The sequence below is a fragment of the Nitrospira sp. Ecomares 2.1 genome (assembly GCF_965152585.1).
The window spans coordinates 2,939,427-2,964,978 of the sequence record NZ_OZ224219.1 but is presented as its reverse complement, the minus strand read 5'-3'; the positions used below and the strand labels follow the sequence as shown (position 1 = coordinate 2,964,978).

Annotated in this window: 20 protein-coding genes and 3 pseudogenes; 9 read left to right on the top strand and 14 right to left on the bottom strand. The window is 49.3% G+C overall.

Annotated features, from left to right (window positions below; translation table 11 throughout):
• The first annotated feature begins 587 nt into the window (after window positions 1–587).
• On the top strand, window positions 588–1,589 hold the full coding sequence (locus ACWHYD_RS13015) for a hypothetical protein (protein WP_447962459.1): 1,002 nt from the start codon (window positions 588–590) through the stop codon (window positions 1,587–1,589).
• A gap of 102 nt (window positions 1,590–1,691) precedes the next feature.
• Window positions 1,692–5,207, top strand: coding sequence for a patatin-like phospholipase family protein (locus tag ACWHYD_RS13010; protein WP_447962458.1), 3,516 nt, complete (start codon window positions 1,692–1,694; stop codon window positions 5,205–5,207).
• 238 nt (window positions 5,208–5,445) lie between these two features.
• Here the strand turns inward: ACWHYD_RS13010 and ACWHYD_RS13005 are convergent, their stop codons facing one another.
• From ACWHYD_RS13005 to ACWHYD_RS12970, 8 genes and pseudogenes are all read right to left on the bottom strand, one after another.
• A complete protein-coding gene (locus ACWHYD_RS13005; RefSeq protein WP_447962457.1) occupies window positions 5,446–5,649 on the bottom strand; it encodes an integrase core domain-containing protein in 204 nt (67 codons plus the stop codon).
• Window positions 5,646–6,760 (bottom strand): IS3 family transposase gene (locus tag ACWHYD_RS13000; RefSeq protein WP_447962456.1). Its coding sequence is split into 2 segments (ribosomal slippage): window positions 5,646–6,499 and window positions 6,499–6,760, totalling 1,116 coding nucleotides; the frame shifts between segments, so codons are not numbered across the junction. The genes ACWHYD_RS13005 and ACWHYD_RS13000 overlap by 4 nt, the downstream gene beginning before the upstream one ends.
• Entirely contained in the window at window positions 6,657–7,133 is a 477-nt protein-coding gene (locus ACWHYD_RS12995; RefSeq protein ID WP_447962455.1) for a transposase, read from the bottom strand. The genes ACWHYD_RS13000 and ACWHYD_RS12995 overlap by 104 nt, the downstream gene beginning before the upstream one ends.
• Window positions 7,064–7,384, bottom strand: a complete 321-nt coding sequence (locus tag ACWHYD_RS12990) for an integrase core domain-containing protein (RefSeq protein WP_447965873.1) — start codon at window positions 7,382–7,384, stop codon at window positions 7,064–7,066. The genes ACWHYD_RS12995 and ACWHYD_RS12990 overlap by 70 nt, the downstream gene beginning before the upstream one ends.
• Window positions 7,385–7,538: 154 nt before the next feature.
• Window positions 7,539–7,829 carry a hypothetical protein gene (locus ACWHYD_RS12985; protein ID WP_447962454.1) on the bottom strand — a complete coding sequence of 97 codons (291 nt, stop codon included), beginning with the start codon at window positions 7,827–7,829 and terminating at the stop codon, window positions 7,539–7,541.
• 55 nt (window positions 7,830–7,884) lie between these two features.
• A complete protein-coding gene (locus ACWHYD_RS12980) occupies window positions 7,885–8,148 on the bottom strand; it encodes a transposase (protein WP_447962453.1) in 264 nt (87 codons plus the stop codon).
• A gap of 157 nt (window positions 8,149–8,305) precedes the next feature.
• Window positions 8,306–8,440: pseudogene (locus tag ACWHYD_RS12975) on the bottom strand (IS3 family transposase); the annotation flags it as partial.
• 138 nt (window positions 8,441–8,578) lie between these two features.
• Window positions 8,579–8,878 carry a transposase gene (locus tag ACWHYD_RS12970; protein WP_447962452.1) on the bottom strand — a complete coding sequence of 100 codons (300 nt, stop codon included), beginning with the start codon at window positions 8,876–8,878 and terminating at the stop codon, window positions 8,579–8,581.
• A gap of 87 nt (window positions 8,879–8,965) precedes the next feature.
• Between ACWHYD_RS12970 and ACWHYD_RS12965 the strand changes: the two are divergent.
• A pseudogene (locus ACWHYD_RS12965) lies at window positions 8,966–10,083 on the top strand (IS3 family transposase).
• Between the two features lie 18 nt (window positions 10,084–10,101).
• Here the strand turns inward: ACWHYD_RS12965 and ACWHYD_RS12960 are convergent.
• From ACWHYD_RS12960 to ACWHYD_RS12935, 6 genes and pseudogenes are all read right to left on the bottom strand, one after another.
• The gene (locus tag ACWHYD_RS12960; protein WP_447962451.1) at window positions 10,102–10,653 is read right to left on the bottom strand and encodes a hypothetical protein; all 552 of its coding nucleotides are present in this window, start codon (window positions 10,651–10,653) and stop codon (window positions 10,102–10,104) included.
• 488 nt (window positions 10,654–11,141) lie between these two features.
• Window positions 11,142–12,506 (bottom strand): SUMF1/EgtB/PvdO family nonheme iron enzyme, encoded by a 1,365-nt coding sequence (locus tag ACWHYD_RS12955; RefSeq protein ID WP_447962450.1) that lies wholly within the window; start codon window positions 12,504–12,506, stop codon window positions 11,142–11,144.
• A 200-nt stretch (window positions 12,507–12,706) separates the two neighbouring features.
• Window positions 12,707–12,976: a DUF2442 domain-containing protein gene (locus ACWHYD_RS12950; RefSeq protein WP_447965872.1), complete on the bottom strand. Its 270-nt coding sequence runs from the start codon at window positions 12,974–12,976 to the stop codon at window positions 12,707–12,709.
• Between the two features lie 72 nt (window positions 12,977–13,048).
• A pseudogene (locus ACWHYD_RS12945) lies at window positions 13,049–13,111 on the bottom strand (DUF4160 domain-containing protein); the annotation flags it as partial.
• 132 nt (window positions 13,112–13,243) lie between these two features.
• Window positions 13,244–14,737, bottom strand: coding sequence for an MFS transporter (locus ACWHYD_RS12940; protein ID WP_447962449.1), 1,494 nt, complete (start codon window positions 14,735–14,737; stop codon window positions 13,244–13,246).
• Window positions 14,738–14,778: 41 nt separating this feature from the next.
• On the bottom strand, window positions 14,779–17,517 hold the full coding sequence (locus tag ACWHYD_RS12935; protein ID WP_447962448.1) for a CBS domain-containing protein: 2,739 nt from the start codon (window positions 17,515–17,517) through the stop codon (window positions 14,779–14,781).
• A 180-nt stretch (window positions 17,518–17,697) separates the two neighbouring features.
• On the opposite strand from ACWHYD_RS12935, the gene ACWHYD_RS12930 reads away from it, so the two are divergent.
• From ACWHYD_RS12930 to ACWHYD_RS12905, 6 genes are all read left to right on the top strand, one after another.
• On the top strand, window positions 17,698–18,570 hold the full coding sequence (locus ACWHYD_RS12930) for a hypothetical protein (RefSeq protein WP_447962447.1): 873 nt from the start codon (window positions 17,698–17,700) through the stop codon (window positions 18,568–18,570).
• Between the two features lie 162 nt (window positions 18,571–18,732).
• Window positions 18,733–19,542 (top strand): peroxiredoxin, encoded by an 810-nt coding sequence (locus tag ACWHYD_RS12925; RefSeq protein WP_447962446.1) that lies wholly within the window; start codon window positions 18,733–18,735, stop codon window positions 19,540–19,542.
• A 184-nt stretch (window positions 19,543–19,726) separates the two neighbouring features.
• Entirely contained in the window at window positions 19,727–20,818 is a 1,092-nt protein-coding gene (locus ACWHYD_RS12920) for a pentapeptide repeat-containing protein (RefSeq protein ID WP_447962445.1), read from the top strand.
• A 106-nt stretch (window positions 20,819–20,924) separates the two neighbouring features.
• On the top strand, window positions 20,925–21,743 hold the full coding sequence (locus ACWHYD_RS12915; RefSeq protein ID WP_447962444.1) for a segregation and condensation protein A: 819 nt from the start codon (window positions 20,925–20,927) through the stop codon (window positions 21,741–21,743).
• Window positions 21,744–21,863: 120 nt separating this feature from the next.
• Window positions 21,864–22,622 carry an SMC-Scp complex subunit ScpB gene (gene scpB / locus ACWHYD_RS12910; RefSeq protein WP_447962443.1) on the top strand — a complete coding sequence of 253 codons (759 nt, stop codon included), beginning with the start codon at window positions 21,864–21,866 and terminating at the stop codon, window positions 22,620–22,622.
• A 104-nt stretch (window positions 22,623–22,726) separates the two neighbouring features.
• Window positions 22,727–25,534, top strand: a complete 2,808-nt coding sequence (locus ACWHYD_RS12905; protein ID WP_447962442.1) for an FAD-binding and (Fe-S)-binding domain-containing protein — start codon at window positions 22,727–22,729, stop codon at window positions 25,532–25,534.
• Window positions 25,535–25,552 lie beyond the last annotated feature (18 nt).

Genomic DNA, 25,552 nt, shown 5'->3' with positions numbered 1-25,552 from the left:
TGTTTCTTGGGTTACCGAAATATTGTTTCTTTGAATTACCCTAAAATCCATCGATGCCTTCCAAGTTCCCCAAATGCATTTTTTTTGAATGTTAGAATTGTTATCCAAACTGATACACCTTTGTATCTATTTGGATACATATTTGAATTTCAATGTCGCATATCTTGGGTAGAAATCCTATGAATTTAAAAAATATTTCAAGAATAACATAAGTTTACTATGAAAAAGAGTTTACAAATAATCATTGGTTTTATTTTTGCGTTCTCAAAAACTATTTTAATTGTTTTTCATACATAAAGCGCAGGCTGCCCACCAGCTCGCTTGGGGCAGGATCACTAAATAATAAGGCATTTCGAAAGTAACATAGCCAAAATAGAACTTGAGAAAACTCTTGAAAAGATTTTCCATGCGGTGTTTAAAATTATGCTTAATTTCTTTCAGATGTTTCGGAATATAACGTTTGGGAACTTCACAGTAGTGGTTCAAAATATGCTTAATTTCCTTCAAGGAAACTTGGTTTACTTTAGCTCAAGGTCAAAATGCTTCCCAAGCGCCTTAAATTCCAAACTAATGATGGAGATAAGGAAATGAAAAAAACAATTGCATTGGTAGTGTTCCTTTGCATTTTAATTGGAAGTGTTAATTTGCTTTTTGCCCAGTCCCAGGAATCTGAGCCACCAGATTTGTATACTAACTTTGGCACAGGAATGTCTCTTCCAGTTCCTCTTTCCCCATCAGGCCCCCCATTACTGGAAGACACGCAATCGGAAACCATATTCAAATGGACCAAAGTAAATGGTGCAAATAGTTATGTACTTTGGATACAAGAAAAAAATGGAAAAATAATTCATCAATATGTGAAAATTACCCCAAGTGATGGGGATTTAAAACTCGAATGCGACGAGGCGATCTGCGAAACTCCTGCAATTAGTCTGAATAAGCAAGAGGGCCATTGGTGGGTTCAAGCCCTGAATGTGACTGAGCAAAAAAGGAGTGGCTGGAGTAGGAAGGCCGTTTTTGGAACTAAAGAGGACAAGTATGCGCGCTGCGTTAAGCCTTTGGGTAAGGAAGATGAAGATGACGATGTAGATCGAAAGGCAAATTATGAAATCGAGCCGGGAGACCTCCCCTGGACTCGAAATGATTTGAGTAATTTGACCCGCGGGGAATGGACAGTTGGGCTTGCCGCATTAGCCCAAGCCATTAAATATGATTTTGCCAAGAAAAAGGCAGGATTTAACAATGGTTTAGGGGCAGGCGTTTCCTTCCGTTTTTATAGGGATGTTTATGTGCCAGGCCAGGCCAAAAAAGTTCCGATAAGTAGAATAAGAAGTGATTGTCGCGCGAGAACATTTCAGTTGCGTGACGAGACTGACATTCCAGATGCAGCCCCAGTTTTTTCAGTCACTCCTACTATCTTTGCAAGCCAAATCGTTGGAGAGGATAATCTGAAGGTTGAGCCGGCAATTATGCTTGGTTTTTTTGAAGACATTATTAACGTTGGGGCAGGTTTTAATTTATCAGGCAAGAATGGTGAGGTAGGCGATGTTTTCTTACTTTTAAGTATAGGAGCTGGCTTTAATTGGTAGTTATAACCAAACTGCAAATATCTAAAGCCAGTTTTCTTAACGAGTGGTCTTAAAAAATCCACGACATCCTATAATTCTTTCATCCTTAATTGATAAAAGATTATGAAAACTAAATTGCCTTTCATTCCAATAATCATCCTGCTAATAATGGTAGCCATTCCTCCGGGTGCATTTGCTCAAGGGCAGGAGCCCCCAAAAAGCTCATTGCCGCCTATGAAAATGGGTTTAGCCTTATCGGGAGGTGGAGTGCGAGCAGCAGCTTTTTCTTACGGTGTCATGCGTGGGTTGAACGAAATCATCCTTTGTGCAAAAAAAATCGGTGGGTCTATTACTGAAATAGATGATATTTACCTTAATAATTCTCTTGGAGAAAAAAAACCGTTTAAAAGTAAATGTGAACAACCGTTTAAATCATACAAACTCCTGGCAGAGATTAATGCTATTTCAGCGGTCTCTGGAGGAACCATGACAGCCAGTTACTACATGACGCACAATGATAAAATTTTCCTAACCAAATTCAGAGATGTTTTAAGGGAAAAAAATCTATCGAACGCTCTCCTTCGTGCAGTAAAAGCACGATCCAATTTTTGGGGAGGAATGCCTCTTGCTCCTCTTACCCTGATTACCTCGGCCCTGGATATAGCTAAGGATATCATAGTTTTGCCTTTCTCCGTAGTTCTCAGCCCCTTTACGGATCAAAAATATGGCTTTCCATTTTCAAATCCAGACCTCACACCGGCTTTGTTTCTTGCTGGAGGAAAGGGTTTGGTTAATGTTGAACAATTAGCGGAAATCTATCAGGATTGGCTTTTTAATGGGAAGAAATTAAACTATAAATATGCTCAAAAGCAGCGTCCAAATACGGAACTCCTTATTAATGCAACAGACATTAATAATAGGCTTCCGTTCACTTTTGACCTACGTACCTTCCGGTGTCTGGGGATGGATGAAAAAACATATAAACGATTTCCTATCGCGTTGGCTGCCGCTTCTTCAAGTGCCCTGCCTATTTTGTTTGCGCCATTGAAATTAGAAGAACACGTAGGAGAATTTCGAACACCAAAAATGATCCCAAGTGGCTGTCCGACAATATGGTTTAGTAAGGAGCTTTCTCACTTGCCAGAATTGTTAGACGGGGGTATACGAGAAAATTTAGGTCTAGCAACGTTAATTCGGAATGTGTTTGAAGAAAAAAATAAAGGTCTCCATAACCATCCTCTAAAGTCCTTCATTGTCATTGTTAACGCTGCAGCTCCTTCAGTTGATCCATTCTTTTCTTTTCAGGGGGACTCAACCCTCATTCAAAATGTTGATCAAAGCTTGGATACTCTGCAACGGGACAAAACCGATTTAGCGCGAACCATTTACCGAGAACCTTTGAGGAATTTTGGGTTTGGAAGTATTGAGCTGAAGTTTTCTGACATTCTGAAAGTTCCGGGATTAGTAAGACATATGGTTCAATATGAAATCTACGAGTCGACAAAGAATGGAAAAAAGGAAAACATAGAGGAAGTATTGGATAATTACGAGCTTTTTACGGCAATGGAACAAAGAATACAAAACGACTTAGAAACCGTCTCTATGCAACCCACGCAAGATCAAGTAGATACCGTGATTTCGGCTGGAAGGGCCATAGTTGAACATCAGTTCCATCAAATTAGATCAACGTTGTTGGGCCTCTCAGGGCGGTATTTTCGTAGAAATTGTGAGAGTATTATTAATCCCACCAAATATTATTGCTGGCCCGAAGAATTTCAGATTGAAAATACATTGGAGAAACCTCTTCGACATATCTTAAAAGAATTTTCAAAATCCTCTGAAAAATTTCTCCAAGAAACCACAGAAAACCGAATTCAAAAGCTGAGGGATGTTCAAAGGATAGGCTTAAAGTTAAGAAGGGACCTGGAAGTTACAGCAAATATTTATAAGTTGGAAGAACAAATGAGGGAAATAATTTCAAGAGAAATAGAATACTATGAACTAATTAAAGATAAAAAAACCGTCGAGTCTTTAATGAAACTTCTTGCCCAGCTTGATAATAAGGCCATAATAGAGCCCGCCTTTGATGATGCCCATGCAGCGGCATTTGGCGAGTTGCCAAAAACACGGGAAGAAAGAAATAAGCAAGTTCTACTCAGTTATGCTTCGTCTTCATTAGATGCCCTAAGAGCTGGGAAAGGACCAGGTGTTTGTGACTATTCCCTGGAAGGAATTAATGAAGAAAAGGCACCTAAAACATTTTATTGTTATTTAGCGCTAAATCTTCTCAAGGAAATAGATTTATCCATTGAAAAACACGACATACAAACCAATCATATGCTTTATTTATATAGAGCAATGCTTTCACATTTCCTTGGGCGGACAGAGGATACATATTATAACCTTTACGCTGGAATCAAAGAATATCCCGATGTGGCAAGCTTTCGCTTACGTTCCCATTTAGGATATGTATCTTTTTTGCGTGACACAAACGTTGAAGGGGCAATAAGACAGTTTAGCGAGGCTATTAATATTGCCAGAGATAATCAAAGGCATTTGAATTCTCTGGGGTATAAGAGTTTGGATCGCAAAAGTAAAACGCAAATCGAGGAATTGACGAAGTTATTTAAAACACACGAAAACTGGAATAAAAGGCAATTAGCAGAATATTCGAGCTTGGTTCCAGGTTTTTCGTTGAAAACAGGGGATATTTCAAGGGAAATTGTTTTGGGGTTAAATAAAGATTACCCCAATGATGAGAGGGATGGCACAGAAATTCGTGTTGCTGGTAATGGTAACGATTACGAATCCTCTCTCCACTTAAAATTTTTAATCGATGTAGTGGCGGAGTTGGAATTTGGTCAAAAACAAGAAGCGACAAAGCCTAAGAATTATTATATTGAAAAAATAAAGGACTTTGGCAATGAATATGAGGGCGTTCTTCAATCGCCTTTTGATTCCTCTAAAAAAGAAAAACAACGACAACTTCAAAAACTTCTTGTAAACAAGATAAAGTCGGTAGTTGGCAGGAAAATCAAAGAAGGAATTAGAAGTGAAAATGTTGGATTTCGTTATGCCGAGGAAATATTTGAGGAATATTTCATTGAAACATTAAGGAGCTTAGATCGGACGAAGAATGAAATTCAAGAAGCTGTACCTGGTCTCATGCAACATGAAATTCTTTACCCTTATGCGTTACATGTTTTGGCAGCCAATGCCCAATATGAATGCCCGGACAGAGGAGGAGGTATTTTAGAGAGCAGGAAGAATTTGCAAGATTCAAAGCGGTTGCTTCTAAACGCAATGAAAATATTAGTCAACAAAAATAAGCGTATTTTGGGGAAAGAAAGTGATCCGGGATCAGAAGGAAAGTTAAAGAAGTTTAACGAAATATTAAATGCTGAATTGGGAAAACTTGAAAAAGATCAGCTTGAATTTAACTACTTTGAAAGTTTGGTTGATTCAATTTTCCCAACTAAAAACAAAGAAACAGAATGGAGCAAAAGTGTCGCCCAATTTCTTGAAGAAGATACTCATAATGCTGAAAATCTTAGAGACGTCATAGTCCTCTTATTTGATTTAAAGTTTTTAAATCTTTTTTTAACTTATGTGGATGAGTTGGAATGCCTAGAAGCCTGACCTCTGGTGCTTATAGATGGAGCAAATAATGAAATTTTCGAACAAAAGATCTTGTAAGTATTGAATGAAAATTTTATAATGAAATAGGTAAACAATAAATTTAATCTACACTTCAAAGGGGATGGCCATGGATAAAATGAAATTATTAATTTTTACTATAGCTATGATTCTTTTTCCATTATTGGAGGCCTTTGCGCGAGGGGGAGGGGGCGGCAGGTAGTGTAGTGCTCCCCCGAAATCAAGCCACCTGTGAGTGTTGTTCTTGCCGGAATTGTCGAGCGCTCCGGTACCGTAACGCTTGATGCGGACGTTCCTCGTTGTACCAGCGCATCCATCGTGTGATCATCTGTCGAGCATCCTCAAATCCCTCAAAGTGGTGTTGCCCCACACATTCCTCTTTGAGACTCCGAAAAAAGCGTTCAATTGTAAGCTTCCCCGTCAAGCGGACAGTTCATAAGTAGAGTTTTCCGGTAGTAGTTTGTGATAGGTCCACGGGGTTGCTCCATGCAGCGCGTCATGGGGCCGGTGTTCATTGTAGATGGTCACCCATTCCGCTGTGAGGTCCCGCACTTCCTGTAAAATCCGAAACAAGTAGAGATTGAGCACTTCATTCCGATAGGTGCGATTAAACCGTTCAATGAAGGCATTCTGCGTAGGACGCCCGGGTTGAATATGATAGATCAGCACCCGATTGGCCTTCCCCCAGTCTAGAAGGGTCTGAGCGAGGAATTCTGGTCCGTTATCCACTCGAATCATATGGGGGAGGTCACGCTCAGCCTTCAAGCGATCGAGGACCCGAATCACCCGCTCAGCTCGCAGGGACGTATCCACCTCGATGGCCAAGACTTCCCGATTATAGTCATCAATGATGTTCAGGGTGCGGAATCGCGCCCCATGATAGAGGGCATCGCTCATGAAGTCAGCCGACCAGACTTCGTTGGGACCTTCCGGCACAAAGACGGAAGGCGAGGGCCGTGTCAGGATACGACGTTTTGTGCGACGCGGCTGGTTGAGCCCCAGTTGCCGATAAACGCGGTAAATCCGTTTGTGATTCCAGGGGTGCCCCATGGCCCGCAAGCGAGTAATGTATTTCCACACGCCCCAGCGTGGATGGGCCTCCACCAACTTATTCATGGCCTCAATAACTTCCCTATCATAAGTGTGCCGATCACGCAGAGCCTGATAGTACGCCGACCGAGCAAACTTGAGTGCCGCACACCCTCGCTTGATGGAGACGCCATGGGCTTCTTGCAGGGTGTGGACCGCCTCACGTTTCTCTGCCGGCGTCAGAGCTTTTTTTCGAGCAAATCCTTCAGGGCGCGATTCTCAAGCGCGAGATCGGCATACATCCGTTTGAGTTTCGCGAGTTCACTCTCGGTCTCCTTGAGTCGCTTAAGATCCGACGCTTCCAGCCCGCCGTACTTCGCTTTCCAGTTGCAGTAGGTCGCATCACTGATCCCATGCTCCCGACAGAGGTCTTTGACTTTGAGCCCGGCATCGGCTTGTTTCAAGATCGCGACAATTTGCGTTTCGCTGAATCGACTGGTTTTCATAGGAACCTCCTGGGTCAATTCTGCCAGAAAGCTCTACTTTTGGTTTGTCCGTGTTTTGGGGAAGCTTACACCGGCCCAAAGGGTACGGTTTCAAGGCCTCCCGTAAGACATCATTTTCTACCACCAGACCCCCAATCTTCTGTTTGAGTTTCTTCATCTGTTCCTCCTTCAGCCCGTCTTCGTCTTTGGGCCGCCGCCGCAGACCGTTTTCTGCAGCCCGAAGAAACCGATCTTGCCACCCCTCGACCTCGGCCACCGTCAACTCATGCTGTCGGGCCGCTTCCGCCACTGACGTTTCACCTTTCAGTACGCGTAAGACAAGAGCGGCTCGTCGTTTCGCCGTCCAGCGTTCAATCGGTTCGTCCTGTCCCATCGATTCCCTCCTTTAAGAAGTGGGTTATGTCTTAAAGGTGGTCTCACTTTCAAGGGGAGCAGTATAGCCTCTACACATTCCCGTCGAAAGGTCCCATTGAAACTCTCATTGCTGCCCTTTTGCCATGGTTTCCCCGGATCGATCCGACTGGGGCGAATCTCTTGGTCTTTCAACAATCTCGTCAGATTGTGGGCGATGAATTTTGGGCTATTGTCACTGCGAATATACTGTGGTCGTCCATAGCCAGCCATCAGCTGGCGCAGAACCGCAATCACATGATGATGTGTGAGCGAGCCGCCCCACTTCAATGGCTAAACAGAACCGAGTGGCTTCACCTTTGACCGTCAGACAGCGCAATGGCTCCCCCTGGCCATACGTATCAGGCATAAAATCCCAGCTCCCGACCTAATTTTGGTCTTGGCGATGGGCGGTAAGGTCATTCCCGTCACGATCTTTTTGCGAGGCTTTCGTATCGGCAGCCTCAAGTCGTGTTGTCGCCACACACGGTGAATCCGCTTCAAGTGGACAGGTCACCCACGCCCCTGGAGAAAGCGTCCGACCAACCGATAGCCTCAGTGCGGGTAGCGCTTGACCACCCCGCGAAGGGCTTGAGCCAGTCGGGCATCCCGCCGGACTTTCCGTGAGGGATAGTTCACCCCCGACCGTGGCGTCGAGCAGAGCCACGCGGCCCGGCATGTCCGGAACCCACGGGCACAGGCAACCTGCGCAAGTTGCCGTCGTGTCCGTGGGCTTACCACTTTTTTGCCTGCAGTTCCTTCATGACTTCCACTTCGAGATCCCGTTCAGCTAAAACCTTCTTCAGTCGCACATTCTCCTGCCGTATCTGCCGAAGTTCCCGCACATCCGTGACCTCCATCTGGCTAAATTGCCGTTTCCACCGATAAAAGGATTGTTCCGAAACCCCATGCTGTCGCGCGGCCTTGTTGATCGTGCTGGTTTCCGCGTCCCGGAGAAAGCAGACAATTTGTTCTTCCGTGAATCGTTTCTTCTTCATGTTGGTCTTCCTCAGGTTGAGGAAAACCTACCATAGCCGTGGTCCAAAATTCGGGGGGGCAGTCCAGCGTCGCTGTGGCAAAGTCTCGGGCCAGATGATTCGTCACCCCAGCTGGGCTATTGCTCGCTTTGTGGGTTCTTCGCCAACGCTTCGATGGAATGCCTTGAAGCCCTTCCTGTTTCATGAGTCGAGCAACCCCATGCTTGCCACAGGACGCCCCTCGCCGCTGCAACTCCTTCCACACATTCGGGCTGCCATAGACCTCACCACTCGCTGTATGAATGCGTCGAATCTCCTGGGACGATTAATTCTGCATTGCCCCTTGCCCGACGGCTCTTTGGCCTGGCCTGCCTCGCGTAGTAGCCACTTGATAAAATGTGCAGGGGACGACACATCATGCGAATGGGATACAAGTGACGATAGGAGGCGATCACGGTATATCTCGCGACGTATCCCTGGCAAAGAAGACCGCCGCATCTTTTAAAAAATCCCGTTCTCGCTTTACTTGGGCCAACTCTCGTTTCAGTCTGGCCACTTCTTCATCTCGCGGGATGCCCTGGCTCCGAAACGCCTTAGGCCCCTCCCGCTTCTCTTCGCGACACCACCGACTCAACACATTCGTATGAATCCCTAAACTCCCTGCCACTTGCGTGATGGACAGGTTCGCTCCTGTCGCCATTTGGACGGCCTCGTGTTTAAATTCCTTCGAAAATCTCCTTCGATTTGCCATGACACACCTCCTCGCCTATTGTGGCTGGACTTCCTCCAAATCGGTAGACACTCCTATACGTTAATTTAAAGCATGGGAGGATACGGTATGACGAAGGGGCGTTTTGCGGATGAGTTCAAAGAAGAGGCGGTCAAGGAAGTTATCGAGCGGGGGTATGCGGTAGGTGATGTGGCGAAGCGATTGGGGATTTCAGGACAAAGTCTGTACAAGTGGGTGAAAGTCTATAGCCCCAACGCCACCGATCGATATGAGGCGGAGCTCAAAGAGGTTCGGCGCGAGAACCTGAAGCTGAAGGCGGAACTCAGCCGTGCACAGGAAGAGCGTGACCTCCTAAAAAAAGCGGCCGCGTACTTTGCGAAAAACCCGGCGTGAGGTACGCCTTCATCTTGCAGCATCAGGACCGGTAGGCGGTGCAGCCGATGTGTCGCCTGTTAGATATATCGCGCAGTGGGTATGACGCGTGGGTGGAGCGCCCCCCGTCCCAGCGGGCGCAAGACGATGACCGCCGGTTGGGTCTAATCCGCGAGTCGCATGAGGCGAGTGGCCGTACCTATGGGGCGCCCCGCATGCTCTGCGATCTGCGTGAAGTGGGTGAGCGGGTGGGCAAGAACCGGATTGCCAAGATCATGAAGCGTCACAAGATACGCGCCCAGCGCGGCTACAAGCAGCCAGGTATCCGCTACCCCAAGCCTGCGGTTACGGCACCGACTCGATTGCAGCAACAGTTTGCGATAGACCGGCCGGATCGTGCGTGGGCGACCGACATCACCTCTATTCGAACCGACGAAGGGTGGCTGTATCTGGCGGTGGTGATGGATCTCTACTCACGCCGGATCATCGGCTGGTCGATGAAGTCCACCTTGGCTCAGGAGATCGTGCTGGACGCCTTACTGATGGCCGTGTGGCGACGCAAGCCCGAGCATGACGTGATTATCCACTCGGATCAGGGATCGCCGTTCAGCAGCGATGAATGGAATCGGTTCTGCCAGACGCATGGCTTGCTCCCCAGCATGAGTCGCAGAGGAAACGGTTATCATAACGCGGCGGTCGAGTCCTTCTTTGGGACCCTGAAGAAGGAGAAAATACGTCGCCACATCTTTAAACCCCGTGAAGCCGCGGGAGCAGAAATATTTGATTATATTGAGGTGTGTTATAATCGGGCGAGACGTCATCAGCACCTGGGAAATATCAGCCCAACAGCGTAGGAGCAGCAGATGGCAAAACTAGGGTGAGTGTCTACGGAAACGAAGCAAGTCCATGGCTCTTTTTAGATGTGTCCACAAAACCAGGGGAAGACCGCTGATTGTAGTTACTATTTCAGTGCTTGTTTGTGCTACACGCCAAGCTTCGATGCCTGGGAGCCCATCAAAATTTGCGTCTTGCTCAATGGCAATAGTGCTAGTGGTTAGGTAGTGAAAATCAATTTGTCGAGAAGATTCGTTGTAGGACAGGGTCCAGAAGTTTTCTAGTGCTTGGTGCGCCTTTGCATTGCCTAGTGAAATAGAACCTTCGTTCTTCTTAAATTGCACAGTAATGGCGCTGGCGGATTTAACAACATCGAAGTCTTCGGCTCCTTCCAAGTAGATTACTTCTTTGGCATCAGTTAGCTGTAGCCAGGCGTCAATCGAACACCAAGCCTGATAGACAGTCCCTTGAATTGAGGAGACGGCTTGCCGTCTGGGGTCACCTGGTAAAGGCGATGGAAGGCCACCTGCGAGTCCGACTATCTCGTCAATTCCAATTGGTTGAACAGCTTGGGGATCGTGTTCGGTCATTATTTTTCCGCCCTGCTTCGAAAGCTGGCGTCTAGCTGGGCAATGCAATTCTTAGGTTATTGGCTTATCCAGGCTTTTGTTTCTGACTTCAAAATTCTCCGGATATTCCCCTAGCAGGAGTTGGAGGGCTGCAGGAATTGTGGGCTTCGCCTAAGCGAAGCCCACCACTTTCATCATAGAAAGCGTCTCGCCTATTTCTTCTTATCTTTTTTCTTCTGTTGATCGACTTTCTGTTTTTGAGCTTTGTCTTTGTCTTTTTTTCCGCCTTTGTCTCCCATGGTGTACCTCCTTTCTTTTTAAGATTGACTGTCTTTCCGTGGGGGCTGCGCCGAACTATTCCAACCCTGTGACTGCCTCTTTTCCTAATCCTCAGGATCAGTTAGCTTACCATGATCCAGGGATTAGAGAACCGTTTAGACGCCCTTTCAATTCCGACTGGCTTACCGGTTTTTAGACCATCCCTTCTTTCGTCATGTCCCACACCTTTTTCATGGAGGTGTAACAGGATTTTGAGCGCAGCGGAAACCAAGACCTCCATCCGTGTGGGTTGGTGAAGCATGAGAGCGCATTGCCGCTCTCAGGTATTCGTCCGTCGTATTCCATGCTCCACCTAGTATAACTTTTCCGGAACCTGGGGCTGTCTCCTCCGCATCACGGTATAGGTTCCATGATTCATTCCAGCTGTCTGCCGTCCATTCACTTACATTTCCGGCCAAGTCAAACACTTCATAGGGACTTCTATCCTTTTCGAATGTCCCGACCGGAGATAGTTTTGATAATTCAAAATCTCCAAATGTGGCAAAATTCGTGTATTGAGTCGTCGGTGGCTCATTGCCCCATGGATACATGCGTCCGTCTGTTCCTCGCGCACTTTTCTCCCATTCATTTTCGGTCGGTAATCTCTTCTTAGCCCAATGGCAGTAGGCTTTTGCCTCCGGCCATGTCACGCCGACAACAGGGCGATTGGCATCCTGAGGCATCTTGATGTGACCCCAATATTCGGGGGCTTTTCGACCGGTGACTTCTAGGAATTTCCCATACCGTTCAATGGTAACTTCATACTTGTCGATGAAGAAGTCTTTGAGATAGACCGTATGGCGAATCCCTTCGGAAATGTTCCCGGTTCCTGAACGTGATTCCAGGTTCGTTTCAAATTGCCCTGCAGGGATCCGAACCATCGGCGCACCGTCTGCACCTGAGATCTCTCGTGATAACGAGTCCCTTCCCGATGGTTCCACGTGCCATCCTTTCAACGCGATGGCCAAGACCGGTGTGGGGACTGCATACCCAAGACGCCCCTGAGCATCTGTCACCACTCCGATCACTTTGCCATCAAGCAGAAGGGGACCACCGGAATGACCTTCCTCCACTAACGCCTGAAACATCAGGTGTGGGCCTTTCCTTCCGCTGATACTTCCGGTTGAGACGGTCCAGGGGGCGAGATTCGATGGAAATCCGATGAAGGTAATGGTTTCTCCTCCGGATGCTTGGGTGGTCTGATCGAGTGGAAGTGCTGCGATTCCGTCAGGAAGGGAATCTGAAACACGCAATGTGGCCAACCCATTCTCATTGGTTCCATCTATCCCTAACACCTGTGAGCCAAACGATTGATGAGGATGAGGAAAGAACCACACCTGTGGCTTGCTATCTCCGGAAATCACATGTGCGGCAGTTACGATATAGGCGGCGTCCTTGTCGAGCTTCACGATAAATCCCGTCCCTACATTGGGTTGCCCACTTACAAGCGCAGTAATTTTGACGACGCCCTTTTTGACCTCTCCAATCTTCGTGGCACAAACAAGAGCGGGAAAGAGGAGGAATATACAGAGGACAAGGGACATGAGGTGGGCCATAAAAGGTATCCGTATCCATGAATGGCCCCGCACCCTATTGGAGGATGTCAATAATCGGTGGTTCTCGTCTGCTCTGATTGTTGGGACAACTTTTGGGTTCACCGAATATTTTTTCTGCAATCGGGAGTGCCTTGTTTGCTTGCCTTATTTTTTATTTGGCCGCGACTCAGTTTATCATGATTTGGAGATGAGGAACCGCATTAACGGGTTGGTTTTGCTTTGAGTGGAAAACGTTCCGGATGTTTGATGGTCTCTATGCCTAAATCTATATCCAAATCCGGCCAATAGTAATGATCTGGTGAGGATTCTTCGACATGAAGAATCTTACCGACTGAAGCTTCTATGAACCATGGGAAATCTTTGTAGGAAAGGAAGTACTCTTGCTCATTGGTCAAGAGCCAAATTCCATGCGAAGAAATATTTGTGACTTCAGGTGCTGAAATGGTCTTTCCATGCGTTGGTGAATTCATGATGGTGATCCCCTTTACCAGCTGTTCAATCTCTCGAAGATGTAAATCTGATAGTGAATAATTGTGGGCTAAATCAACTTCCGGTTCAAGCCAAAATTTGGCTTCTCCATCCCCACAATGAACATGTATATGCATTCGATTTTCTTCACGGGAAAAGAAGAAAAATCGATATCCTCGTATCTTCAGAACAGTAGGGCTCATATCTTGAGTTTAACATGGGGATGGGGAATTTCTCTTTATTTTGGTAAGGATGAGTTAAAGGAAATTTTAGCTTTTAAGCCCATATTCCGGCCGAATCATAAGCCAACACAGTCCACCGAGTAGGGCGATTCCGGCGGCGATGCCGAGAGAGACTGACCAGCCGAAGGTGTCCGCCAGCCACGGCGTCAATGTTGGCGAGAGGGTCCCACCCAGGTTGGCGCCGGTGTTCATGAGGCCTGAGAGGGTGCCGGCATAGGGTTTGGATAAGTCCGTGGTCGAAGACCAGAACGGGCCGACCGTGAAGTAGAGCCACCCTGCGCCGAGCGAAAGGAAGCCGATGGCGACATAGGGCGCTTCGATATTGGCGCCGATGATGATGGAGAGCGCGGCCAAAATCATTCCTGCTCCTCCCACCCACGCGCGTCCACAATTCACGCCGTACTTTTCGGTGAGACGATCCGTGACCCATCCACCTAACGGGCAGAAGATGGCCATGGCAATGAATGGCGCCGAGGCGAAGAAGGCACCCTGAAGGATGGCAAAGCCTCTGACGTTGACGAGGTAGAGATAGAACCAGGACATATAGACATAGGCGACATAGCCGAGACAGGTGTAGCTGAGCGTGAGCCACCAGACGGTCGGTGTGGTGAGGATGGCTTGCCAGGGCACGGTGGTCGTCTTTGATTTGTGAATGGATGCTGGTTCGCTTTTCCTTCCTGTCCGTATTGGGGTGGAGGAAATGGGGATGTCCTTCTTCCCGCCGGTTCCGTTGCCTTTTGCTTGTGAAGCTGGAGGTCGTCCTTCACGTGTTTCGAATTCGGTGAACACATCATGAACCGTTCCCCAGGCCTTGCCGGATCGTCCCTCTAAGGGAACAGGAGGGTCGGGTAGAGAATCCGATCCTTCGATCAGTTCCGCCTCGGCGTTGTTAACATGGGCATGTTGCCGGGGATGATCGGTTGCGTACCAGTACCACAAGAGTGCGATGCCGATACCCAATCCGCCTGCGGCATAGAAGGCCGTTTGCCAGCCGTAATTGACCATGATCCAGGCGGTGATGGGTGGCGTGAGAGCCGAACCCACCCCGATCCCGCCGATGGTGATGCCAATGCCCAAGCCCCGTTCATTCGGAGGATGCCAATTCGCGACGGCTCGATTGAAATTAGGCAGCGCCGCGGCTTCGCCAATGCCGATGAGGAATCGCACGACCATGAGGGAGCCCATGATCCCGATCAAGCTGGCCAGCGGGAGTGTGGGCGCAACGGCCGTCAAAGCTGTGAAGATCGACCACCAGATGACGGCGAAGGTCAACACCCGGCGTGGTCCCCATCGATCCCCCAGCCATCCGCCGGGAATTTGAAAAAGGGCGTAGCCAAAGACAAAGGCCGAAAAGATTTGACCCATTTGCAGATCGGTGAGTCCGAGTGCCGGCATCATTTGGCGGGCGGTGACGGAAATATTCACCCGGTCGATGTAGGTGATGATGCTGATAAAGAGAAGCAGTAGAAGGATCCGCCAGCGGATGCGAGATGGTGTGGTGGACGGTAAAAGTTGATGCATGGGGAAGGGTGGGAACGCTTGCCGGGGAGCCAGTGAGAAGGCTATCTTCTGCCGCCTTTCCTTACAACCGAAGGGGATTTTGAAAGACTTCCTGATGCGGTTTCTTGTTGGATAAATGTTTTGGCGAGTCGATATTCATCTTCCTGTGTAGTCACCAGGCCATCCAGTTTGGCTTTGAAGATGCGATCGAGTACCCGGCGATACGCCGGACCTTTGGGAAGGCCCATGTCTTCCAGGTCGTGGCCGGTTAAGGTGATGGCGACATGTTGAAACGTGGTGAGATAATCCCGGATCCGTTCCATGGCGGCATGAATCGTCGGCTTGCTTTGCGCCTTGGCCATGAGAAATAACACGAGTTCCTTCGGCCATGGCGTGAGGATAGCGTAGATTTCTGAAGGAGCCAGATGCTTTCTGTTGAGGGTCCTTATCAACGTGGACTGGGCCTGTAAGAACTCTCCGACAGTTACCGTGGTTCGTTGCGGGAATCCCAATCGTTTCCAGGTTTTGATCAATTCGGTTTTGCCCAACGATTCGAACCAGGCCAGGGCATAGAGCAGCCAACGCTCGGTTCCTGATCGGGCACTCTCCACCTCGTGCCAGGCCAGGATTTTTTCCCCGGATGCAAAGAGGGTCGGAACCGGTTCTTTCCATTGCAGTTTGGGATGGATGAAGGGGAAGAGTTTAAATTGATCTAATCGCTGAATACCCTTGTCCGGTTCGGGTTCTTCCAGAATATGGATCAGTTCATTCCCCAGTCGTGTGCCCGAGAGCCGCTTAAACAGTTCCATGGTTTGGGCCTGTTGGATGAAATGCTGAGTTTCCTTACTGATCTGAAAACCAAACCGCTGTTCGAAGCGAATGGCCCGAAAGACCCTGGTGGGGTCTTCCACGAAGCTGAGGCTGTGAAGGACGCGAACGATTCTATCCTTGATGTCCCGCCGTCCCCCGAAAAAGTCCAGCAGTTCGCCGGGTGTTCTATTTAAGCGGATGGCCAGGGTATTGATGGTGAAATCCCGCCGGTAGAGGTCTTTTTTAATTGAACTGCGTTCCACGGTCGGTAGCGCGGTGGGGTATTCATAATATTCTGTTCGGGCCGTGGCAATGTCCAGGTGATGCATCTGTGGAATGTTGAGCGTCTTGGGGAGCGCGATCGAGACGGTGCCAAATCGCTCATGAATGGTCCATTCCGCTTTGAGTTCTTGCGCCAGGGCTTTGCCAAAACGAATGCCGTCACCTTCGATGACCACGTCCAGATCGAAATTGGGAATGTTCATCAGAAAATCCCGGACGAATCCGCCAACGAGGAAGGCGGCGACCTCTTGTGTGTCGGCGAGTTTCTCGATGGTCTGGAGCAGGGACTGAAGGGGCGGAGGTAAACGGGTTGCCAATTGTTTGTGGAGATTGGAGGTCCGCAACGTATTCGAGGGGACCGTTGCGGCGAGTGAAACCGGCTTGTCAGAGCGCTCGAAGTCCTCTTCCTGGGACGGGAGTGCCTGGTGCATGGCTCGAAGCAAATCGGTCCGGCTAAATATGCCAACGACCTGGTCGTGATCCAATACCGGGACGATCCGCTGATTCCGCTCGATCATTTGCTGTTCGACCTCGTCAAACGGCGTGGCGGGTGTAGCCAGAAAGATATCTCTCAACATGATGTGATCAATGGGATGGGTGGTCAGTTTATGATACAAGGCTTTTTGCACGGATTCCCTTGTGGCGAGCCCCATGAAGCCGCCCTTGGCATTCACAACCGGGAGGGCATTGACTTCGTATTGCGTCATGAGGCGTTCCGTCTGTTTGATTGTGGTGTTAAGGTCCACCGTCCTGACGGGAGTCGTCATGAGACGCTTGATAGGAAGCCAGGTTCTGGCTTGTTCCTGCAAAAGGGTGCGGATTTTCTGTTCCACCTCGACGATGGTGAGTTTCTTAATGCTGGCGGCGGCAGCCATGGTGTGTCCGCCACCACCAAAGGCCTGGGTGATCTGATTCATATCCATGTCGGGATGGCGGCTGCGCCCGATGATTTGTACCTTGCCCTCCATGGCGACAGCGGCGATGATGGCATCGGCGCCATGTAATTGCGCCAGTTGTTGAACAATCGGCGCCATGTCCTGCACATAGTCCGGCCAGGTGAGGGTGATGAGCAGAATCCTCCGATGCCCGAGGTCCATTGTTTGCGCCGATTGCAACAATGCATGAAATAATTCCAGTTGCGGGGGCGTCCAGGGACGCGCGATGTACTTGGTGACCTGGTTTAAATCGGCTCCTGTTTGCACGAGGACCGCCCCGAGTTGGAAATCACGGGGCGTGGTATTCCGGTAGACGAATTGACCGGTCTCCTCATACAGGGCTATGGCGAATAAGGTGGCTTCCTCAGGTGTCCATGTGAGTGCTCTGGTTTGAAGTTCCTCGCAGAGGAGTGTGATGGTGGCCCCCACTGAATCCACTTGGCAGTGGTCTGCCCGCGGGAGTAGGGGATTGGTGGACTCCATGGGGTGATGGTCATAAATATAAACTGAAATGTGTTGATTTTTAAGAGCTTTTTCAAGCGGTCCCAATCGGTCCTGATGCTGGGCATCAACTAATATCAGGCGGGTGATATCCGGAATGTTCAGACTCGAAAGTGCCGTGAAGGAAAAGTGATGCTCAGCGAGATAGGCCCGCTCCCGGGATTGGGCTCCCGCCGGGAGGACGAGTTGTGCCTCCGGGTAGAGCTTTTTGGCGGCCACCATTGAGGCGAGGCCATCAAAATCCGCCTCGAGATGCGTGGTAATAATTTCCATGGAAGTCGGATTCTAACAGGGATCCCGAATGACCGGAAGTTTCTTGAAAAGGCGAAGAATTTCCTCATTGCAAATATTCAGTTGCTTGAGAGGGTCCCTCCATGTTAGATGGGGGCAACTCAGGAGGCGATCCATCCCAGATGGATCATTGGTCGATCACATAAATCAGGAGGGTGACACATGGCTGCCAAGGCTAAGCCCAAGTCAAAGGCCAAGCCCAAACAGAAGCCTACGGGAAAGCAATCGGCTCAAGCAAAAGCTAAGCCGAAGACGAAAGCCAAACCGAAGACGATGGCCAAATCGAAGACGAAAGCCAAACCAAAGAAGCCTGTGAAGCCTCAACGATCACCGTCTATCAAAGCGAAGTCTAAGAATACGAAGGTCGGCTCCAAGGCTCGGGCCAAGGGAACTGCCAAGGCTGGAATGAAGGGTACTCCCAAGGCCGTGGCTCAAGCTCAACCACGATCCAAAGCGACGCCGAAAAAGGTGGTGAAAGGGAAAGAGAAAAAGTTGACTACATCTGACAATGTTTCAAAAACGACAACGGCGGCCAAAACAGGGGCGAATCGTACCAAGTCTGCTCCCACCAAGAAAACGGCGGTGAAGCCGGCGCTATCCGAGGCCAAAAAGAGCCCAGGAAGACCTAAAAAAGAATCAACTGAGGCAAAAGGTCTTAACGACAAAAAGAAAAAAATTACCTCACCTGTTCCTGCCGATGAGGACGTGAGTTTGATCAATGCTGATGATTCGGATTTGGAGGATGCATCTCTGCCGGATGACATTGATTCCGAATTGGATATTGAAGTGGAAACCGATGGTGATATTACCCTGGATTCATTGACTACCGGACTCGATGATGTTAGCGATGATCTGGACGTGGATGATCTTGCGGATGATTTTGATGATGAGTTCTCCGAGGACTCCACAGATGATGCCGATGAAGATTTAGATCTGACGGAGGACTTATCAGAAGAATTGGGCACCGATAAGTTTTTTCGGGACACCGAATCTAATCATGAGGATGATGAAGAGGAAATTCCTCGCTCCTGGTAGCTCTGCTGGCCTATAATGGGTCCAGGTTTGGTCAAGGTCTCTTTCTCAGCCATCTCGATCGTGTTGATCGTATTGCCGGTTTCATAATAAATAAACCGGGATTTCTCCATTCGCCTGAAGCGGAGCCGGAGCGTTATTGTATTGCCAACTGAAGGAGGATTCATGTCGGAAGAACGAGGGTTGCCTCGCATAGGAGATCATGCACCGGATTTTTCCGCGGTGACGACGCAACAGACTGATTTTAATTTTAGCGTATGGCAGGAACAGCATTGGGTGGTACTGTTTTCTCATCCGGCGGATTTTACTCCGGTGTGTACGACGGAATTGATAGCCTTTAGCCAACTCAACGAACAATTTCGTCAGCGGGGGGTGAAGCTCATTGGACTGAGTGTGGATAGCATTCATGCCCATTTAGCCTGGCTGCGAAATATTCACGATAAAATGGGTGCCACTATTTCGTTTCCCATGATTGCCGATGCTGATATGCGCGTCGCCAGACTGTATGGAATGATTCATGCCAACGCGAGCTCGACCGCGACGGTGCGTGCGGTGTTTATTATTGACCCGAAACGAGTGATCCGGGCGTTGCTGTACTACCCACTCAATGCGGGACGTAATGTGGATGAAATTCTTCGGTTGGTCACCGCCCTGCAAGCGACTGACCGGTTTGCCTGTGCGACGCCAGCCAATTGGGTGGAAGGAGAAAAGGTGGTGGTGCCTCCGCCCAAGACGGTGCAAGAAGCCGATCAGATGTTAGCGAAAACCGAATACGAACATCGGGACTTTTATTTAGCGCTCAAGGACGTTTCTCCGGCTGCGACGGCAAAGCCGGTGGAAGTGACGGTGCCTAAATCTGCGGAAGCCGCGGCTCCCGAGTCAGCTAAGCCCGATCCGGCTAAACCCGATTCGCCTAAGCCCGAGGCAGCTAAATCCGAGCCGGCTCAACCTGCTGAGCCCACCCCTTCTTCTTAGGGGTATTCGAGATGAGATTGACGTCTACGTTTGTGCCGGACTCAGCCAGATTCTCCGATCATGTTGTTCAGGAGGCCCACTCGTCCAAACCGATCGAAAATTTGACTCCACCCCACCCTGCCTCGTGAGGATCATCTATCTTCAACCCGTTACTTGGGTATGTGCTCAAGGGATGTGGGCATAGATGAAATTGCGGGGCGTGAATTATTGTCTGCTGATTGCCTTGTTGCTCGTCCTGCCGGGGCTGTCTCCTATCAATGCCGAGGCTTGCCGTCTTCTTCCAATTCCTCCGGGAAGCGAAAATGTTTTCTGGGTGCATGTTGAGGGACCTTGTTTGCCTGGAGAAGAGGAAGCCTTGGCCGTAAAGGGGGCTGATCTTTTTGGTGCTCTCCTGCAGGGAAAACGCATTGATCTTGACCACGTGTTGGTGGTTGATCCGATAATGCTTGATCTCCTGCCGCAACAAACCCTTTCGGAATATCCCGCCATTCCCCCTGCAGTGAGGCAGCGCCTGCAAGAGCAGGGTGTCACTGCGGTTCGTGTCATTCCAGAGGCTGTTTCCATCAGGCATTCTCGTTTCGAAAAAGTGCTCGCCACCAATCTGGTCGAAGGTGCTCTCCTGGTCCTGGGACCGGTAGATTTCACGGGAACCGTCTTTCAGCAATCCATTGATCTTTCTAAGACTGTGTTTGTGGGTCCGGTAACATTTTTAAACGCGCGTGTGGATTTTGAAGGGTTTTTTATTGGATCGCAATTTACCCAAGGCGCGGATTTCTCTTACGTCACTTTTGGGACACATTCCCGTTTTCACCAGGCTCGATTTTGGAATCGTGTCACTTTTGCCGATGCTCATTTCACCGGAGTTGCGGAGTTTTTGGAAGTTGAGTTCCAGCAGACGGCAGATTTCTCCCGATCGGTTTTTGCCAGTGGGACAGGCTTTTCAGGGTCGGTATTTAGAGGACCTGCCGATTTTTCAGCCATCGCGGCTGCTCAGGAAATCTATTTTCGGTTCACCGAATTTCGGGAGTCGGTGACATTTGTTAATGCTCAAATTCACTCAGTGGTCGATTTTACGAACGCCAGGTTTGACGGAGCGCAGGATTTTGCAGGGGTAGAGTTCCGTACCCTCCCGGAATTAAGCGGGAGTAATCTCCCGCTTAATGTGGCGTCGGTTCAAAATGTCAGGAGCCTATCAAGTCAGGTGGGAATATTTTTGGGATTGGTCATTTTGGTGCTGTGTTACCTCTGGTTTACAAAAGGGAAGAAGTCCGCTTGAAATAAGGCTCAACCACTATATTTGGTTAGGATATTGCGGCTTTACACAAAAGATGGTATACCAATTCAATTATCTGCACTGTGGAACCCAGTCGAAAGGCTCCTGATTGGAATCCGTCCCCTCCCTGATAGTTTCTGACCTTGAAGATGACGATGCCTATCAGGTCAAACTTGAGGCCTTTACCGGCCCCATGGATTTGCTCCTCCACCTGATTCGGAAACACCAGATTAATATTTATGATATTCCGATTGCGCTGATTACTCAGCAATACTTGGAATATTTGTCTATGATGAAGACGTTAAACCTATCGCTTGCCGGGGATTTTCTGGTTATGGCCGCCACGCTTCTCTACATTAAATCCAGGATGCTTCTTCCCAAAGAGGAAAAACCGGAGAAGGAGGATGAGGAAGGTCTCGATCCTCGCGCCGAATTGGTCAGGCAATTGGTCGAATATGAGCGTTTTAAGGAAGCGGCCGGGACTCTGGTTGTCCGAGAACAACTTTGGCGAGAGTCCTTTAGTCGTGATCCGCTCCCCTTGTCTCCGGAAGCCGTGATCGAAGAGGATATGGCTACAGAAGATCTCCAGTTATTTGATCTTCTGAGTGCGTTCCAGGATGTACTGGATCGAGCTCCTACCGATACAATCGTCGAATTGTCCAGGGAAACCTGGACGGTTCAGGACCGTATTCAAGGCATTTTGGAGCGGTTGGAAGGGGAGTCAACAGTTCCCTTTGAAGAATTGTTTGAACACCATTGGTCCAAGCCATTGCTCATTGTCACATTTCTGGCTTTGTTAGAGCTGGTCAGGATGAACCTGGTTCGTTTGTTTCAAGGAGAATGGATGGGTCCCATCCAGGTGACGAGGCGTTTTGTGCCAGCGGGAGGACCTGATTCCACTGGAAGTCTTCAGGCGGAGCAGGGGTGATACGCATGAGCCGGATATTAATTGGAGGATGCATGGGGGGACTTCGGAATAGCCTGGGTGAATGTTGCCTGTGGCAGTGTGGGATGAATCGGTTCAGTCCGCAGGGGAGGACGATATAACATGATGGACGCACTCACCAATGGACACCAAGCTTCAGATACTCTCGATGCCGAGGTGAAGGAAGACCCCACCCTATGTGAGCCCTCAGAGGAGGGTTGTGACGCAGAAGAGGTCACGATTTCCGAGAACGTAGACCAGAAGATCACGTTAGACCTTGATGAACTCAAAGGTGCGATTGAGGCCCTGCTTTTTGTTTCGCATGATCCTCTGAGTCTTGAAAAGCTGGCTCTGGTCCTCGAAGGAGTCCCTAAATCGGCTGTTAAAACCGCGATGGAATATCTCCAAGCGGAGTATGAGGCGGCTGGGCGTGGCTTGCAGATATTGGAAGTGGCCGGTGGGTATGTCATGGTGACGCGACCTGAGCAGAGTCTGTATATCAAGCGATTAACCAGCAAGGCCAAACCGGCAGCCAAGGTTTCCCGGTCAGCACTGGAAGCCCTGGCGATTGTGAGTTATAAACAGCCCATTACCAGAGCAGATATTGAAAAAATTCGGGGTGTAGAAACCTCGGGAGTATTGCGGACTCTCCTGGATCAGAAGTTAATCCGGATCGTCGGACGGCAGGATATCCCCGGTCGACCGATTTTGTATGGAACGAGCAAGCAGTTTCTTCAACGGTTTGGCCTGCGGGACTTGCGAGATCTGCCTCCACTGAAAGAACTCAAAGAGTTGGGTAACCCTGAGCAATTCCCTATGGAGCTTCCCTTTGCACCTGAGGAAAATGAGGGAGAATCCCGGGTCACCGATCTTTCCGCCTAAATCGACAGGGAGGCCATGCGTTCTGCTGGTCTGCTTGTTTTCCTCCCTGTTTTCTCTCTGACAAGGGTTGTGTCCGATCCGCGTAGGAAGCAGAAAGAGTTCCTATGACCCTGTTACTACCTGAAAAGAAACCTTCCCTGGGCTCCGATTTAGCCAAAAGATTGGGGCCGGATAAAGTTCGGTGGGATTGGGCCACGCTGAAAGCCTATTCCGTCGATGCCAGTATCTACAAAATTCCCCCGCAAGTGGTTGTGCTTCCTGAAACAGAAGAGGACATTGATGCCGTGATGGACTATGCCGTCAAGGCCGGAGTGCCTCTGACTCCACGGGCAGCCGGAACGAATCTGACCGGATCGGCCATCGGGGCCGGTATTATCGTGGATATCTCCAGAATGAATCGCTTACTTGAGGTGAATCGAGACGAGCAGTGGGCCAGAATACAACCAGGCCTGGTGCTATCCGAATTCAATAAGCAGTTGGCAGCTGTGGGGTTGATGTATGGGCCGGATCCTTCAAGCGGGGATATGTGCAAATTAGGAGGCATGCTCGGCAACAATTCCGCTGGTCCACATACGCTTCGTTATGGATCGGTCAAGGACAATGTTCATACTCTCCGGGTTCGGCTGCTCACTGAGGGTTGGCTTGATGCTCAGTCTGTTGATATTGGAGGACCGGTTCATACCTCATTGTTGAAAGGGTATCCATCCTTAAAGGCGGTGTGGACCATGATTCAAGATGACCAAGAGTTGATCCGCGCCAGACGCCCCAAGGTGAGTAAGAATAGTTCAGGCTATAACGTCTTTGATTTGGTCGATGGACTGGACCGAGGAGTATTTGATGTCCCAAAATTATTTATCGGCAGTGAGGGAACCCTTGGCATTGTCAGTGAAGCGAGAGTCAAGTTGGTTAAACGACCTGATGCCACCGTGACGGGGCTGATCCATTTTCGACACCTGGAGGGTATGGGCGAATCGGTTCCCCACTTATTGGAGTTGAGCCCCAATGCGTTGGAAGTGATGGATGGGAATTCGTTGAATTTAATCGGGCGAGATCGCTATAGCATTCCATCAGATGCGGCGGCCACGCTGCTCATAGAATTTGATGAAGGCGAAGGCACCGAGCGTCGTAATCGGCTGCTGGAGATGTGCCGACGGTTTCCACTCACCGGGGAAGTGAGGTTGGCTTCCGACCCGGTCCAGCAAGCGGAATTGTGGAAGGCCCGCAAGGCATTATTTCCAATGCTCTATCGATTTGATCCTCAAAAAAAACCCATCAATTTTGTCGATGATGTCGTGGTGCCCGCCTCCCGCACCGGAGAGTTGATCCGGTATTTGGAAGAGTATTTTGGACGACGATCAGTACCGGTCGCCATTTTTGGACATGTGGGAAATGGCAACGCTCATATTGTGCCGTTGCTCGATTTGCACAATCAACATGATGTTGATGCGATGGTCGAGGCCCACCGGGAGATTCACCGGACGATTTTAGACCGGTTTGACGGATCTATTTGTGGAGAGCATGGAGACGGGCGTATTCGGGCCGAGACCGTTCGTTTGATGTATGGCAAAGAGGTATATCAGCTTTTTGTTCGAGTGAAGCAGGCGTTCGATTCGCAGGGGATGATGAATCCTGGTGTGAAAATCAGTGAAATGTCGTTTACGGAACATATTGATGTGGAGCGCATGGGCAAATCCTGTGCAACGTGCGCCAAATGTAATTCTGTGTGTCCCGTGTATGATGTGTTTCAGTCTGAAGATATGAGTGCGCGCGGATGGTTCGAGATTGTGACGGCTTCGGATTACTCCTACCTGCAATCGGAACGGGTGGTCGAAGCCTGTTTGAATTGCAAGTCCTGCCGGACCATTTGTCCGGCCGGGGTTGATGTGTCCGAACTGATTCTTCAGCGACGTGCGGAACATCCCAACCGGCTGGCCGGTTGGATCTTTGCCCTCCATGCCCGTCAATGGTTTTTTCATCCCTTATTGAAGCTCATGGCATGGACCCAGTCTTTTTGGGATCGTCCGGTTATTCGAGGCATGTTGGAAAAGCTGACTCGCCCGTTGTTGCGAAAGTTGGCTCTCACGGCAAAGGTTCCCCGAGATATGGTTCTGCCGACCCTTGCTAAACGGCATTTGCGTGATCGGTATCCGGAACTGAGTCATTCCGAACATCTCCGACAGGCTTCAGTTGCGTATTTTCATGGGTGTGCGGCCAACTATTTTGAGGATGGGGTGGGGGATGCGGTGATCGGGCTTTTAGCCGATTATGGTGTGACGGTCGCTCTTCCTCCACAACGATGCTCTGGTACCCCGATTGAAACCTACGGGTTGAGGAATTTGGTCAAAGAAGGCGCGCGAGAAAATCTGGCTCACCTGGCGTCATTTTCCACCGTGGTCACCAGCTGTGCCTCCTGTACGTTAAGCCTGAAAGATTATGCCACCCTGTTTCATGGGGAGCCGGAGGAAGCCGCAGCTATTGATTTACGTAAACGAGTGAAGCATATCTCTGAATTTCTTGTTGAACAGGGGATGGTGTCAGACAATACGCGCCGAACTCCGACGCCGCCTGATGGAAAGTCGGCGAAAGTGACCTACCATTCGTCCTGCCATCTTCGTGCCGCCGGTGTGTCCCAAGCCCCTCGAGATCTGCTAGCCTCGGTGGTCGACCTTGAATTTGTCGAAATGCAGGACGCCGATCGATGCGCGGGAGGAGCGGGTACGTATATGATCAAGAATTATGAAACCTCTCAGAAAATTTTCCAGCGTAAGAAGCGGGCTATTCAAGAGAGCGGGGCTCAGGTGGTGGCAACGAGTTGCCCTGCCTGTATGATTCAGTTGAAAAATGGACTTCGTGGGATAGCAGAGGTCAAACATATTGCGCAGGTCATGCGGGACCATTCAAAAAGGAAATAAAGGTGATGGGACATTGGG